3 protein-coding genes and 5 pseudogenes are annotated in these 16,938 nt (G+C 66.0%); 5 read left to right on the forward strand and 3 right to left on the reverse strand.

Annotated features, from left to right (window positions below):
* The 3 genes and pseudogenes from ASG40_RS11005 to ASG40_RS21200 form a co-directional block, all read right to left on the reverse strand.
* Positions 1-507 (reverse strand): calcium-binding protein (locus ASG40_RS11005; RefSeq protein ID WP_443136606.1); only part of this gene is annotated, 507 nt, incomplete at its 3' end.
* 172 nt (positions 508-679) lie between these two features.
* Positions 680-823 (reverse strand): annotated as a pseudogene (locus ASG40_RS22555) (hypothetical protein); the annotation flags it as partial.
* A pseudogene (locus ASG40_RS21200) lies at positions 759-2,570 on the reverse strand (calcium-binding protein); the annotation flags it as partial. The pseudogenes ASG40_RS21200 and ASG40_RS22555, both read right to left, overlap by 65 nt.
* Before the next feature lie 511 nt (positions 2,571-3,081).
* On the opposite strand from ASG40_RS21200, the gene ASG40_RS20490 reads away from it, so the two are divergent.
* From ASG40_RS20490 to ASG40_RS22185, 5 genes and pseudogenes are all read left to right on the forward strand, one after another.
* Entirely contained in the window at positions 3,082-4,200 is a 1,119-nt protein-coding gene (locus ASG40_RS20490; protein ID WP_082524016.1) for a helix-turn-helix domain-containing protein, read from the forward strand.
* Between the two features lie 905 nt (positions 4,201-5,105).
* Positions 5,106-14,090: pseudogene (locus ASG40_RS22175) on the forward strand (cadherin-like domain-containing protein); the annotation flags it as partial.
* Between the two features lie 1,180 nt (positions 14,091-15,270).
* Complete coding sequence (locus tag ASG40_RS22560; RefSeq protein WP_443136607.1) at positions 15,271-16,119, forward strand: calcium-binding protein; 849 nt, start codon at positions 15,271-15,273, stop codon at positions 16,117-16,119.
* An 85-nt stretch (positions 16,120-16,204) separates the two neighbouring features.
* A pseudogene (locus ASG40_RS22565) lies at positions 16,205-16,468 on the forward strand (calcium-binding protein); the annotation flags it as partial.
* Positions 16,469-16,637: 169 nt separating this feature from the next.
* A pseudogene (locus ASG40_RS22185) lies at positions 16,638-16,938 on the forward strand (calcium-binding protein); the annotation flags it as partial.

Consider the following 16,938-nt stretch of genomic DNA (forward strand, 5'->3'; position numbering starts at 1 on the left):
GTCGCCGACGTTGTCGACGTAGTAGTCGCCGACGTTGTCGACGTAGTAGGTGTCCGAGCCCGCCCCGCCGGACATTGTATCGACACCACCCATCCCGTTGAGGACGTTGGCGCCAGCGTTGCCGTTGATGACGTTGGCGAGCGAGTTGCCGGTCCCACTGAGGCTACCGGTGCCGGTGAGCGTCAGGTTCTCCAGATGCGATCCGGCGAGCGAGTACGATACCGAGGCGTAGACGTGATCGGTGCCGATCGCGCTGTCGGCCTCGATGGCACGGTCGCCGGCATTGTCGACGTAGTAGGTGTCGGACCCCGCCCCGCCGATCATAATGTCGGCTCCGCCGAGCCCGTTGAGGACGTTGGCGCCGCCGTTGCCGGTGAGGGTGTTGGCGATGGAGTTGCCGGTCCCATTGAGATTGCCGGTGCCGGTCAGGATCAGGCTCTCCAGATCCGAGCCACCCAGCGAGTACGTTGCCGGTGAGGGTGTTGGCGATGGAGTTGCCGGTCCCATTGAGATTGCCGGTGCCGGTCAGGATCAGGCTCTCCAGATCCGAGCCACCCAGCGAGTACGACACCGAGGCGTAGACGAGATCGGTGCCGACAGCGCCGGTGACCTCGACGGCTTTGTCGCCGACGTTGTCGACGTAGTAGGTGTCCGAGCCCGCCCCGCCGGACATTGTATCGACACCACCCATCCCGTTGAGGACGTTGGCGCCAGCGTTGCCAGGCGCCGACGTTGTCGACGTAGTAGGTGTCCGAGCCCGCCCCGCCGGACATTGTATCGACACCACCCATCCCGTTGAGGACGTTGGCGCCAGCGTTGCCATTGATGACGTTGGCGAGCGAGTTGCCGGTGCCGCTGTTGGCGGCCGTGCCGGTAAGCGTCAGGTTCTCGACGTTGGCCGCCAATATGAAGCTGACGGAGGAGCGGATGGTGTCGATTCCGGCATTAGCCGCCTCAAAGACAAGATCGCCGGATTGATCGACGAAGTAGGTGTCGTTGCCAGCGCCGCCATACATCCGATCTGCGCCCTGGTGGCCGTCGATGGTGTCATTGCCGGCCAAGCCGTAGATCGTGTTGTTCGCGACGCTTCCCGTGAGTTTGTCGCCGAAGTTGCTGCCTTCAAGGTTCTCGATGCTGAGAAGGCGATCCTTGCCGAAGCCCGTCTCCTGCCAGTCCTGCAGATCGAGGGAGACAGTCACGCCGGCTGTTGCCGACGCGTAGCTCGCCATGTCGATGCCCGCCCCGCCGTCCATGCGGTCGTTGCCCTCGCCGCCGTCGAGCCAGTCGTTGCCGGTGCCGGCGATTATGATGTCGTCGCCGCCCTTACCGTGAAGGTGATCGTTGCCGTCGCCAACTGCGCCGTAGATGGAATAATCAACCGAACCACCGCCGCCGCGAAGGGCGTCGTTGCCGCCGCTGCCGATGACGGTATCGTTTCCAGCTCGGCCCTCTAGCGTGTGAGGCGCGGTGAAGCCTGGCCATTTCTCAAAGGTGTCGGGGATGTTCGAAAGCGCCTGGATGGTACTATCCTTCGTTCCATCGGCATCCTTCACATGCTGGCCACTGACAAGTTGCTTCAGCGCGTCGACGGCAGCTTCCAGTTCCATCTGATGAGCCTCGGGATAGATATAGTACTGTAAATATTCTTTCGTTGTTTCTAGAATACTCTGATCACCAATATGATCGTACTTACGCACAAAATTCGTCAGTCCGGTAATATCTGTTACATCCATTCCTGACCTTGTAACGTAAGTTGTATTTCCTTCTTGATTAAAGTCAGTGTAATTTCCGCTTTCGAAATTGATATAGCCCGCCAGAGCACTCACATCAGCGTCTGGGTACTTTGTCGCATCGGCATACACAACATCGTTACCGATGTGTCTTTTTTCAGGTCCATCCACAATGTATAACTGGATAAGGTAACTCGGATTAATTCCATCAACGTCGAAAGTAACATCGGCCTGATATTTAATTAGGTCGGGAAGCTGCTCTTTGTAAGTCTGGACTGACTTTTCCAGCGTCCTGATGGCGCCTGCGAGTCCCGTTCCGGAGTTTCCTATGACTTCGCCCTTGAACTCGCCCGATGTCGCCCCGTCGCCGATCTCCTGAATGACGTTCACCCGGGCTGCGATGGCCGACAACAGCGCCGGAATGGCAAGCGCCGCGTCCGCAAGGTTGCTTTGGGCGTATTCCTGCGCATCGCCTAGCGCTTTAGCTGAATTCCTGAGCGCTTCGGACCTTGCATCCGAGCCGCCGCCAGCATCGGTGTAGATCTTCAACTGCTCCTGGGCATTCTTCGCAGAACTGCGGATATTTAGTAGTATGGTTTCGTGGGTCAGGCGTTGTCCCTCATCAAGCTCGCCGAGTATTTTTTCGCCTTGCTCATAGATTGCATCCAGCTTTTCACCCATTTCATTGAGCAAATCCAAAGTCGGATCGTCGTTAAGAACGTTGAAAACATCGAGAATCCCTGGTGGGATCTCAACTCCAGGAATGATGTCGATTAAATTGAGAGCTGTTCCAGTGAGAGCATAAGCTTCGTTGAAATAGCTTGGCTTCAATTTGCTCATTGTGCTTTGCCCCCGTTTATAAAAGTTTGAGGGGCACTAGAACAATTTCGACCCGTCGCACAGGGGCGGACGCTACCTACCTGACCGAATCCTTTGACGCTGCGTCTCATCGCATCGTTTGGTAGACTGTTGTTGCATGCCCGCCTGCCTCAGCACTGACGTGGCCATGGACCGATGTCGGCTTTGAAGCATGCTGCCAGAAACCAGATGGGGTGACGGCCTCCGGTTGCAGGCGAAACGTCCGTTCATGGGCCCCACGTCGAAGACCGCTGACCACTCTTCTCGGACCCCGGGTCCACACTGACTGGCGTCAGGTAAACGGTCGGTTATCCGACATATCGTTTAGGTTGCTATCGACCCTCCATAGGCCCTCGGAAGATTCGCTTCACGGCAGCTTGGTGGAGGATCACCTAATGTCCCCTTGGGTGGGGAGCGGACCTTCCCGGGACTCGTTGCCGACGTCCAAAGGGCAATATCGGGATCGACCTATGGACGTCAGGATCAGCGCGGCATGAGCGCCGATCGCCGCTCTGTGGCTTGGCCGCAGCCCGGCTGTCCTGCTAAGCGATGGACGCGTTCTACCGCCTTTGTCGACGAGAGCATGACAAGTTCTGGCATTCTACGGGCTAAGAACCCCCAGCAGACGCATCTGAGCAGGGTGTCGGCGGACAGTTTCGGCTTCTATCACGATATGATTCGATCGAGCGGGGCGGCGACATTTCTCATCGGCGACACATTCGAAGCAACCATCGCCGCGCAACATTTTGGCCGCCTGACGCTGTACGATCGGCAACTTATCGGCGCCGACCATAGGCGGGATCCCACGCATATTAAACGCGACGGTTTCGAGCACTACTTTCTCCAAGTCTTACGATCCGGCCGGGTCGTGAGCGGTCGGCCGGGGGAGGAGCATCATCTTGTCCCGGGTGACGCTGTTCTCTTCGATGCGACTCAACCGATGCGGTCGATCGTGGACGACGGCGATCTCGTCACGGTCATCTTGGCCCGCGATCAAGTCGAGGCGGTCGCGCCGGACGTGCGCCATCTGCATGGAAGCATCCTTCCCAGGGGTGAGACTGGCTCGCTCGGCCAAGCCGTGCTTTCTTTCATCCGCTGTGCATCGAGTTTCCCGGAGACCTCGGCCGCCGGGGTTGGTCACTTCATCACCAGTATGCTCGGCCAGATCAAGGGAAGATCCGATGCGGCCTACAGTGACGCTGTCGGGGAAAACAATTTGGAGTTATCGCGGCGCCTCAGGGCGGAAATCTTTATCGACAACAACCTGGCGGCAGATTTGAGCTCCGACGCTGTCGCCCGTAGCATCGGTGTTTCCCGATCTTCTTTGTATCGTGCGATGCAAGCCGTCGGCGGCGTCGAAACGGTCGTCAAGCGTCGGCGTGCCGCTCGTCTGCGACTACTGATATCCCAACAGGACAAAGCAACGTCGATCGGGGTCTTCGCGGATAAGATCGGCTTCTCAAGTAGGAGCTACGGCTCACGTGCATTCAAGGAAATTTATGGACAATCGCCGGGTCAGTTTCGGGCGACTCTTCGAGCCGACGCAGCCTCGGCGGCTCAAGTTTTACACCCCGGCCGAATGCGGGATTGGTACGGCTCTATAAACGACTGAATGGTTGCAGTTGGTTTAGATCTGTACCGCCCTTGATTTCATCGCCGGCGGGCCGAAGCAGTTGTTAAGACGAGCTCCTCTCCGGCCGACCGGCGTCCTCTCGGTCGGAAAGCATGGTGCCCGGTTCGAATGACCGAGTTGAGTCGGAGGTGGAACGTCCGCTTCTGTCCGAAGGGTCAGGGTCTACTCCCCACCCTTCTTGGATCATACCATATGCAGCAGCACGCGTCGGGAAGGCAGTCGTTTCCTGGACATGGCAATATGCAAGTGGCCTGACCTAGGAGGGGAGGAGGTGGACGTTGGAAGCAAGACGAGGCGACGACGCCCCACGATGGATTGACTCGGTCCGGGGTATCTTTGGAACAGGTCCACGACCTCACCCCGGCTGATGCTCAATTGATCGGCTTGCTCACAGGCGGCACGAGCCCGTCCAAAGCCGCTGCAACGCATGGCGTGAGCCTCGCCACGGTCCGCAATTAACTGGTATCGATCTTTAGCAAGGCCATTATCTGCAATCAGATCAAAATTATCGCATTGGTGTTGAATCTGGCGGTACTACAACGAACATTAAGTGCTCCAATACAGATAAATTATTTGCTACTTAAGTAAAATGTTTGTTATTGCAAAAGCGGGCGTTTATTTTCTTCTAGTACGGAGATACTGCCGTAAATCGGCCACACTCAATCATGGCCGATAGTTGACTGGTAAATAACACGTTATTTTATCCATATGGATGATGCGGCGGCCGCGCCGGCCCTCTATGCAACTGACATAACACGCCCGCACAACCGCGAGACGGACAGTCTCTCACGGTCGTGGTGTGGCGCGCGAACCATCGCAAACAACAACGACCGGCGACGGCCCTCGGTCAAACGGGGACGATTGTCGGGGCCGGGGGCCATGTCATGTCGCAGTCCGTCAATAACGCGCCGTCGTTCAGTGGCACTGGCACCGGCAAGGTGCTCACCCCGGTCGGCGCCGGCACGTCGGGCGACATCGGCCGCAGCGTCACGGTGCAAGCGGACGGCAAGATCGTCGTCGCGGGTCAAGGCGCCGGCAGCGGCAGCGATAGCGATTTCGCGGTGGTGCGCTACAACGCCGACGGCAGCCTCGACACCGGCTTCGGCGCTGGCGGCAAGGTGCTCACCCCGGTCGGCACGTCGGTCGACGTCGGCTACAGCGTCACGGTACAGGCCGACGGCAAGATTGTCGTCGCGGGCTACGGCAACGGCAGCGGAGCCGGCACCGACTTCGCGGTGGTGCGCTACAACGCCGACGGCAGCCTCGACACCGGCTTCGGCGCTGGCGGCAAGGTGCTCACCCCGGTCGGCACGTCGGGCGACGTCGGCTACAGCGTCACGGTGCAGGCGGACGGCAAGATCGTCGTCGTCGGCTACGGCATCGGCAGCGGCAGCGGCACCGACTTCGCGGTGGTGCGCTACAACGCTGACGGCGGCCTCGACACCGGCTTCAACGGCACCGGCAAGGTGCTCACCCCGGTCGGCACCGGCACGTCGGGCGACTTCGGTAACAGCGTCACGGTGCAGGCGGACGGCAAGATCGTCGTCGCGGGTCAAGGCGCCGGCAGCGGAACCGGCAACGACTTCGCGGTGGTGCGCTACAACGCCGACGGCGGCCTCGACACCGGCTTCGGCGTCGGCGGCAAGGTGCTCACCCCGGTCGGCACCGGCACGTCGAGCGACATCGGCAACAGCGTCACGGTGCAGGCGGACGGCAAGATCGTCGTCGCGGGCTACGGCATCGGCAGCGGCGGCAATAACGACTTCGCGGTGGTGCGCTACAACGCCGACGGCGGCCTCGACACCGGCTTCGGCGTCGGCGGCAAAGTGCTCACCCCGGTCGGCGCCGGAACCTCGACCGACATCGGCAACAGCGTCACGGTGCAGGCGGACGGCAAGATCGTCGTCGCGGGTTACGGCATCGGCAGCGGCAGCGGCACCGACTTCGCGGTGGTGCGCTACAACTCCGACGGTAGCCTCGACACCAGCTTCGGCGCCGGCGGCAAAGTGCTCACCCCGGTCGGCGCCGGCACGTCGGGCGACATCGGCTACAGCGTCACGGTACAGGCCGACGGCAAGATCGTCGTCGCGGGCTACGGCTTCGGCAGCGGCAGCGGTAACGATTTCGCGGTGGTGCGCTACAACGCCGACGGCAGCCTCGACACCACGTTCAATGCGCCGAGCACGCTCGGCGGCACGGCAGCGTTCACCGAGAACGGCGCCGCGGTCGTTCTCGACACCGACGTCGCGATCTCCGATGTCGAACTCGACGGGCTCAACGGCGGGCTCGGCGACTATGCCGGCGCCACGCTGACGCTCGCCCGCTCCGGCGGCGCCAGCGCGCAGGACGGGTTCGGCTTTGCACCGACCGGCTTCACCGTCTCCGGCAACAGCCTGCTCGACGCGAACGGCGCGGCCTTCGCCAGCTTCACGACCACGGGCGGGACGCTCTTCGTGACCTTCATCGGCGCGAACGTCGCCACCTCGGCGCTGGCCGACGCGGTCGCCCGCGCCGTCACCTACGCCAACACCTCCGACGCGCCCCCCGCCTCGGTCCCGGTCGCCTGGACCTTCTCGGACGGCGGCGCCGACGCCAGGACCACCACCGGCACCACCACCGTCGCGATCACGGCGGTGAACGACGCGCCGGTTCTCACCGGCACCCAGGCGACCCTCGCAGCCGGTACGGAAGACACCGCCTTCACGGTGACGACCGCGCAACTCCTCCAGGGCTTCACCGATCCCGACGGCACGACGCCCGTGGTCTCGAACCTCAGCGTCGACCACGGCACGATCGCCGACAACGGCGCGGGCGGCTACACGATCACCCCGGCCGCGAACTACAATGGCCCGATCACGATCGGCTACAACGTCGGCGACGGCACGATGTCGACCCCCGCGACCCTGAGCACCACGCTCGCCGCCGTGAACGACGCCCCGCGCCTCACCGGCACGCAGGCGACGCTGGCGACCGGCACGGAGGACACCGCCTTCACCGTGACGACCGCCCAGCTGCTCCAGGGCTTTTCGGACCCCGACGGCACGACGCCCGTGGTCTCGAACCTCAGCGTCGACCACGGCGCCATCGTCGCCGACGGGTCGGGCGGCTACACCGTGACGCCGGCCGCGGACTACAACGGGCCGCTCACGATCAGCTACTGGGTCGGCGACGGCACCGCGTCGATCCCGGCAACATTGAGCACGACGCTCGCCGCCGTCAACGACGCCCCGTCCTTCAACGGAGTCGGCACCGGCAAGGTGCTCACCCCGGTCGGCGCCGGCTCGGGCAGCGACATGGGCCGCAGCGTCGTCGTGCAGGCGGACGGCAAGATCGTCGTCGCGGGCCAAGGCGTCGGTCCCAGTGGTACCAATGACTTCGCGGTGGTGCGCTACGACAGGAACGGCAGCCTCGACACCACGTTCGGCACCGGCGGCAAGATCCTCACTCCGGTCGGCACGGGCAGTGACATCGGACGCAGCGTCTTCGTGCAGGCCGACGGCAGAATCGTCGTCGCGGGGCAAGGCATCGCTGCCGACGCCAGCAACGACTTCGCGGTGGTGCGCTACACCCCGGACGGCAACCTCGACGCCTCGTTCGGCACCGGCGGCAAGATCCTCACCCCGGTCGGCACGAGCAGCGACATCGGACGCAGCGTCTTCGTGCAAGGGGACGGCAGGATCGTCGTCGCGGGCAGCAGCATCGCGGCCACCGGCCTCACCGAATTTGCGGTGGTGCGCTACAACAGTAACGGCAGCTTCGACACCAGCTTCAACGGCACCGGCAAAGTACGGACCCCGTTCGGCGGGACCAGCGATATCGCCTATAGCGTCACGGTCCAGGCGGACGGAAAGATCGTCGCTGCGGGCACCACCGGCAACAACAGAAACTTCGCGGTATTACGCTACAACACCGATGGCACGCTCGACACCGGCTTCGGCGCCAACAGAACAGGCCAGATCACCGTCAGCGATCCAAATTTCAATATCGGCCAGAGCGTCCTGGTTCAGGCGGACGGCAAGATCGTCGTTATCGGTCAAAGTTCTACGAACACTGGCACCTATGCGGTGCGGTACGACGCCGATGGCATTCTGGATAACGGCTTCGGCACAGGCGGCAAGCTGTCTTCGGCCGGAGGTGTTCCGTCTAGCGCTGCGCTTCAACAGGACGGAAAGATCGTCGTCGCGGGTTATTCAAACAGTAGCCTCTCCGACTTCACCGTGGCGCGATACGACGTGAACGGCAGTCTGGACACGACGTTCGGCACCGGCGGCAAGGTTGTCACCCCGGTCGGCCCCGGCACCTCGACCGACATCGCCTACGGCGTCACGGTGCAGGCGGACGGCAAGATCGTCCTCGCGGGCTACAGCGGCAACACCGGCAACGGCACCGGAAACGACTTCGCGGTGGTGCGCTACAACAGCGAGGGCAGCCTCGACACCACGTTCAACGCGCCGAGTTCGCTCGGCGGTACGGCGGCGTTCACCGAGAACGGCGCGGTGGTGCGGCTCGACACCGACGTTACGCTCTCCGACGTCGACCTCGACGCGCTGCACGGCGGTCTCGGCGACTATGCCGGCGCGACGCTGACGCTGGCCCGCCAGGGCGGCGCCAATGCGCAGGATGCGTTCGGGTTCGCGCCCACCGGGTTTTCGATCTCCGGCAACAGCCTCGTCGACACGAACGGGACGGCCTTCGCCACCTTCACGACCACGGGCGGCACCCTCGTCGTCACCTTCATCGGCACGAACGTCGCCACGGCGGCGCTGGCCGACGCGGTCGCCCGCGCGGTCACCTACGCCAACACCTCCGACACACCGCCCGGCTCGATGGCGCTCGGCTGGACTTTCTCGGACGGCGGCCCAGACGCCAAGTCCACCACCGGCACCACCACCGTCACCATCACGGCGGTCAACGACGCGCCCTCGTTAACCGGCACCCAGGCCGTGCTCGCGGCGGGCACGGAGGACACCGGCTTCACGGTGTCCGCGGCCGAACTGCTCCAGGGCTTTTCCGATCCCGAGGGGACGACGCTCGTGCTCAGCGGCGTCACGGTCGATCACGGCACGATCACCGGCGACAGCGCCAGCGGCTACACGATCACGCCCACGGCCGACTATAACGGCCCGCTCGTCATCGGCTACCGCGTCGGCGACGGCACGCTGTCCACCGCCGCCAGCCTGACCAAGACGCTCGAAGCCGTCAACGATGCGCCGGTGCTCACCGGCACGCAGGCGACGCTCGACGTCGGCACGGAGGACACCGCCTTCACGGTGACGACCGCCCAGCTGCTCCAGGGCTTTTCGGACCCCGACGGCACGACGCCGGTGGTCTCGAACCTCACGGTCAGCAACGGCACGATCGTGAGCAACGGCGAGGGTGGCTACACGGTGACGCCGGCAGATAACTACAACGGGCCGATCACGATCAGCTATTCGGTCGGTGACGGCACCGTGTCGATCCCGGCGAGCCTGAGCACCACGCTGGTGGCCGAGAACGACGCACCGGTTCTGGTGCGACCCGCGGCGGTCGCGATCGCCGAGAACGCGGCGCCCGGCACGGTGATCGCCACGCTCTCCGCCACCGACGTGGACGACGCGACCTCGGACCTGCGCTACGCCATCACCAGCGGCAACGACGACGGGCTTTTCGCGATCGACGCCGTGACCGGCGCGGTCACGCTCGCCGCGGGCAAGCACCTCGACCACGAGACCGCGACGAGCCACAGGCTCACGGTCGTCGCCACCGACGTGGCCGGCCTGCCCAGCGCGAGCAAGGGCAAGGACCTGACGATCACCGTGACCGACCTAAACGAAGCGACCACCATCACCGCGACGCCGAGCCATGAGGGTACGCTGAAGGAGGGCGACACCGTCACCTTCACGCTGTCCACCGAGTCCGCGATCGACGTGGTCGGCACGCCGGTGCTGACGCTCGACAATGGGGGCAGCGCGAGCTACGCCGGCCTCGACGACGACGGACGCGCCACCTTTATCTACACGGTGGCCTCAGGCCAGGACACGACGGACCTCACCGTCACCGGCCTGTCCCCCGACGGCGGATCGCTGGACAAGGCCGGCACGTTCGGGCTCGGGACGGCGGCGGACGTGTCCGTCGGCAGCGATCCGAACAGCGTGACGGTCGCGGACGTGAACGGCGACGGCCATCTCGACATCCTGGCCGCCAACTACGGCTCCAACAGCGTCTCGGTGCGCCTGGGCGACGGAAAGGGCACCTTCAGCGGCGTAACCGACGTCCCGGTCGGGTCCGGTCCGATCAGCGTGACGGTCGCCGACGTGAACGCCGACGGCAAGCTCGACATCCTGACCGCCAACAACAGCACCAACACCGTCTCGGTGCGCCTGGGCGACGGAACGGGCACCTTCAGCGGCACGACCGATGTCATGGTGGGGCCCAATCCGTACAGCGTCACGGTCGCCGACGTGAACGGCGACGGCAAGCTCGACATCCTGGCCGCCAACTTCAGTTCCAACAGCATCTCGGTGCGCCTGGGCGACGGGGACGGCAACTTCAGCGGCGGCACCACCGTCTTGGTCGGGTCCCGTCCGACCAGCGTGACGGTCGCCGACGTGAACGGCGACGGCAAGCTCGACATCCTGGCCGCCAACGCCGGCTCGAACTCCGTGTCGGTGCGCCTGGGCGACGAGGCCGGCACCTTCAGCGGCGGGAGCAACGTCTTGGTCGGTTCCGGTCCAGTCAGCGTGGCGGTCGCCGACGTGAACGGCGACGGCAAGCTCGACATCCTGACCGCCAACCAAGGCTCAGACACCGTCTCGGTGCGCCTGGGCGATGGGACCGGTACCTTCAGCGGCGAAACCGACGTTTCGGTCGGGTCCGCTCCGACCAGCGTGGCGGTCGCCGACGTGAACGGCGACGGCAAGCTCGACATCCTGACCGCCAACAACGGCTCAGGCACCGTCTCGGTGCGCCTGGGCGACGGGGCCGGCGCCTTCAGCGGCGGGACCGAGGTCGCGGTCGGGTCCTTTCCGACCAGCGTGGCGGTCGCCGACGTGAACGGCGACGGCAAGCTCGACATCGTGGCCGCCAACTCCGGTTCCAGCTCCAACAGCGTCTCGGTGGTGCTCAACACCTCGACCGATACGTTGGCCTTCGACACGGCCAGCGTCACCGCCTCGACCTCCGGCGCCGCCACCGGCCGGGCCATCGACGCCACCGCGCCGGCCCTGACCGGCACCCAGACCGCGCTCGCCGACGGCACCGAGGACACCGCCTACACCGTAACCAAGGCCCAGCTCCTCGAGGGATGGACCGACGCCAGCGCCACCACCTTGACCGTCACCGGGCTCACCGCCTCCAGCGGCTCGGTCACGGCCAACGGCGACGGCTCCTACACCATCACGCCGGCAGCGGACGCCAACGGCCCGGTAACGTTGAGCTACCAGGTCGGCGACGGTCTCAACACCGCCACCGCCGATCGCGCCTTCTCGTTCGCCGCGGTGAACGACGCCCCACGTCGCACCGGCACGCCGGCGACCCTAGAACCCGGCACGGAAGACACCGTCTTCACGGTGACGGCCGAGCAACTGCTCCAGGGCTATTCCGACCCCGAAGGCGCTGCACTCACGGTCCGCAACCTGCGCGTCGATCACGGCCGGGTCATCGAGTCCGAAGAGGGCGTCTACACGATCGTGCCGACGAAGGACTACAACGGCCCGGTCACGATCAGCTATACGGTTGCCGAGAACTTCAAGCAGGGCGGCGGCTTCAGGGAGGGCGGTTTCAGGGAGGATGGCAGCGGAGACTCGATCCTCGCCACCTTGAGCACCACCCTCGCGGCGGTGAACGACGCGCCGACGTTCTATGGCGCGGGCTCCGGTTCGGTGATCACGCCAGTCGGCCCCGACTCGTCGTCCGCCACGGCCACCGGCGTCAGGGTGCAGGCGGACGGCAAGATCGTCGTCGCGGGCTACGTTGAGAGCAGCACCGGCACCAACGTGTTCGCGGTGGTGCGCTACAACACCGACGGCAGCCTCGACACCGGCTTCGGCGACGGCAGTGAGGTGCTGACCCCGGTCGGCCTCGACAGCGGGTTCGGGGCTTACGGCCACGGCATCACGCTCCAGGCGGACGGCAAGATCCTGGTCGCGGGCGAAGGCGTCGGCACGACCAGCACCGACTTCGCCGTGGTGCGCTACAACGCCGATGGCAGCCTCGACACGACGTTCGGCATCGGCGGCACGGTGCTCACCCCGGTCGGCGTGAACGACGGCGGAGAGGCGAAGGCTTACGGCGTCACGGTGCAGGCGGACGGCAAGATCGTCCTGGCGGGTTATGCCCGCGACGGCTCCGACTACGACGTGGGTTTCGCGGTGGTGCGCTACGACGCCGACGGCACGCTCGACACCGATTTCGGTGACGGCGGCAAGGTGTTCACAGCCGACGGCTTTGGAGAGGATCTGGAATTCGCCCGCAGCGTCACAGTACAGGCGGACGGTCGCATCGTCGTGGCCGGCAATGGTCGCGATGGCGACGGCTCCTCCGACTTCGCGGTGGTGCGCTACAACGCCGACGGCAGCCTCGACACCGGCTTCGGTGACAGCGGCAAGATCATCACCGACTTGGGCGCCGACCGGACTTACACGATCGGCAACAGCGTCACGGTGCAGGCGGACGGCAGGATCGTCGTCGCCGGCTACAGCGAAAGCGACGTGGGCAGAGACTTCGCGGTGGTGCGCTACAATGCCGACGGTAGCTTCGACAGCGACTTCGGCACCGACGGCAAGGTGCTCACCCCGTTCGGTGCCGGCAAGGGGGACGAAGAAGCCTACAGCATGAAGGTTCAGGCGGACGGCAAGATCGTCGTCGCCGGCTACAGCGAGAACAGCGGCGACGGCGACGACTTCGCGGTGGTGCGCTACAACGCCGACGGTAGCCTCGACACCGGCTTCGGCACCGGCGGCATTGTGCTCACCCCGCTCGGCGACGGCGAGTCGTACGCCTACGGCTACGACGTCGCGCTGCAGGCGGACGGCAAGATCGTCGTCACGGGCTACGGCAAGAACCGCGACGACGGCGGCTTCGCGGTGGTGCGCTACAACGCCGACGGCAGCCTCGACACCACGTTCGGGGACGGCAGCGGCCCCGGTGGGACGGTGGCGTACACCGAGAACGGCACGGCGGTCCGGCTCGGCCCGCACGTCCGCATTGCGGATGTCGACCTCGACGCGCTGCACGGCGGGCTCGGCAACTTCGCCGGCGCGACCCTGACGCTCGCCCGCCAGGGGGGCGCCGACGCGCAGGACGTGTTCGGTTTCAAGGCCGACGGCTTCTCTGTCTTCAAGAACCAGCTCATCGACGCGAACGGGACCGCCTTCGCCACCTTTACGGCCACGGGCGGAGCCCTCGTCGTTAGCTTCACCGGCGCGGACGTCGCCACGTCGGCGCTGGCCAACGCGGTGGCGCGGGCGATCACCTACGCCAACACCTCCGACGCGCCGCCCGCCTCGGTGGCGATCAACTGGACGTTGGACGACGGCAACGTCAGCCTCCAGGGCTCGGGCGGGGCCAAGGCCGTCACCGGCACGACCACGGTGGCGATCGCCGCGGTCGCGGACGCGCCTGTGTTGGCTGCGCCCGGCACCGTCACGCTGTCGGAGAGCGCCGCCCCCGGGACGAGGGTGGCGACGCTGTCGGCGACCGACCCGGACGGCGCCGGCGTGCTGACCTACTCGATCCAGGGCGGGAACCAGGCCGGCCTGTTCACGATCGATGCCGCCACCGGCGTGATCGCATTGGCCGCCGGCAAGAGCGTCGACGCGCAGACCGCGGCCCGGCACGTGCTCGGCGTGCGGGCCACCGACGGCAGCGGCCTCGTCGACGACCGGAGCCTCACCATCGACGTGCTCGACGCCGACCGGGCGGGGGTCCTGACCCTGACGGGCCTGACCGGCGGCAATGCCCGCGAGGGCACGCCGATCGTCGCGCGACTGGCGGATGCCGATGGGGCGACGGGGGCGATTACCTACACCTTCACCGATGTGAGCGATCCGCAGGCCCCGAGGGTGCTGCGGACCGGATCGTCGGCGAGCTACACGCCCGACTACACCGCGGCGGGGCAGACGATCGCGGTGACCGCCTCCTACATCGACGACCAGGGCCACACCGGCCTGGCCTCGGCCTCGGCGGGCGTGGTCGGGAACGTCGACATCGCGCCGCCGCAGACGCAGTTCGTCTCGGGCCCGGCCGCCGTCACCCGCGCGACGAGTGCCACCTTCACCTTCTCGGGCAGCGACGATATCGCCGTCGATCACTACGAGGTCAGCCTCGACGGCGGCGGCTACGGCCGCCGTCACCCGCGCGACGAGTGCCACCTTCACCTTCTCGGGCAGCGACGATATCGCCGTCGATCACTACGAGGTCAGCCTCGACGGCGGCGGCTACGTCAGGACGACGAGCCCCTACACGGTGACCGGGCTGGCCGACGGCGCGCACAGCTTTGCCGTGCGGGCGGTGGATGCGGCCGGCAATGCCGACCTCACGCCCGAGTCCACCCGCTGGACGGTGGACACCCAGGGCCCCACGGTCGCCGGCGTCTCGCTGTCCGGTGCGGGGATCGTCAGGGGCTCCGGCACCCTGACGGTGGGCCAGAGCGTGATCATCTCGGTGGCACTCTCCGAGCCCGTCACCCTGACCGATACCGGCGGCCTGCGCCTCCAGCTCAGCGACGGCGGCGTGGCGGCCTACGACGCCGCGGCCTCCGACGCCTCGCACCTGGTCTTCACCCACACGGTCGTCGTCGACGGGGGCAGCGCCGACCTCGCGATCACCGGGCTGACCCTGGGGAGCGCGACGATCCTCGACGCGGCGGGCAACGTCGGCTCGCTCGCGGGCGCGGCGACCAATCCCGCCGGCACCCTGCGCATCGACGGCTATACCGGCACGGCCGCCGCCGAGACCTTCCACGGCACCCCCGGCGCGGAAACCTTCAAGGGACAGGGCGGCAACGACACCTATCTCGTCGACAACGTCGGCGACCGGGTGATCGAGGCGATCGGCGGCGGCAGCGACAGCGTGATCGCCAGCGTCAGCTACCGGTTGGCGGCGGGGCAGGAGATCGAGAGCCTCGCCCTGTCCGCCTCCACCGGCGGCACGGCGTTGACCCTCACCGGCAACGAGTTCGCCAACACCCTCACCGGCAATGCCGGCGACAACACCCTCAATGGCGGTCTGGGTGCCGACACGATGACCGGCGGGGCCGGGTCGGACTTCTACGTGGTCGACGATGCCGGCGATCGCGCCATCGAGTTCGCCGGCCTCGGCACGGATCTCGTCTACGCGACGGTGTCCTACTCGCTCGGCGGGTCGCAGCTCGAGAACCTGACGCTCGCCGGCACCGACAACCTCACCGGCCTCGGCAACTCGCTCGCCAACGTCATCTCCGGCAACGGTGGCGACAACGTCATCAACGGCCTGGGCGGTGCCGACCGGATGAGCGGCGGGGCGGGGTCCGACACCTATTACGTCGACAACCTCGACGACAAAGTCATCGAGGCCACCGGCGCCGTCGGCACCGACCTCGTCTACGCCTCGGTCTCGTATAGCCTCGCGGGGGCGCACCTGGAGAACCTGACCCTGACCGGAGCCGGCAACCTCACCGCCACCGGCAACTCGTTGGCCAACGTGCTCACCGGCAACAGCGGCGCCAACGTCCTCGATGGCCTGGGCGGCGCCGACACCATGTCCGGCGGGGCGGGGTCCGACACCTACTACGTCGACACCATCGACGACCGCGTCCTCGAGGCCACTGGCGCCGTGGGCACCGACCTCGTCTACGCCTCAGTGTCGTACTCGCTCGCCGGATCGCGGACTACAAGTTCACCCCCCGCCTCGACGGCGGCCCGGCCGCGGGCATCTCGGTGACGCTCGCCCCGGACGGTAACGCCCTCGAGACCGCCAAGGGCATCCGCGCCAAGATGGAGGAATGTCCGGTGGGGCGGGCTCCGAAATGTCCGGTGGGGCGGGCTCCGACACCTACTACGTCGACACCATCGACGACCGCGTCCTCGAGGCCACTGGCGCCGTGGGCACCGACCTCGTCTACGCCTCAGTGTCGTACTCGCTCGCCGGATCGCACCTGGAGAACCTGACCCTGACCGGGGCCGGCAACCTCACCGSCACCGGCAACTCGCTGGCYAACGTCCTCGTCGGCACTCGCGGCGCCAACATCCTCGACGGCCAGGGCGGCGACGACGTCCTGACCGGCGGAGCCGGTGCCGACACCTTCGTGTTCAAGACCACGCTCGGGTCGGGCAACGTCGACCACATCACCGACTTCGTGGCCTCGACCGCGGCGGTACACGATACGGTGCAATTGGCCCGCAGCGTCTTTGCGACCCTGGCCGCGGGCCAGCTCACCGAAGCCGCGTTCAAGGACCGCCGTGGGCACCGACCTCGTCTACGCCTCAGTGTCGTACTCGCTCGCCGGATCGCACCTGGAGAACCTGACCCTGACCGGGGCCGGCAACCTCACCGTCACCGGCAACTCGCTGGCCAACGTCCTCACCGGCAACAGCGGCGCCAACGTCCTCGACGGCCTCGGCGGCGCCGACACCATGTCCGGTGGGGCGGGCTCCGACACCTACTACGTCGACACCATCGACGACCGCGTCCTCGAGGCCACTGGCGCCGTGGGCACCGACCTCGTCTACGCCTCAGTGTCGTACTCGCTCGCCGGATCGC

The sequence above is a fragment of the Methylobacterium sp. Leaf399 genome (assembly GCF_001424525.1).
In the GTDB taxonomy this organism is placed as follows: Bacteria; Pseudomonadota; Alphaproteobacteria; order Rhizobiales; family Beijerinckiaceae; genus Methylobacterium.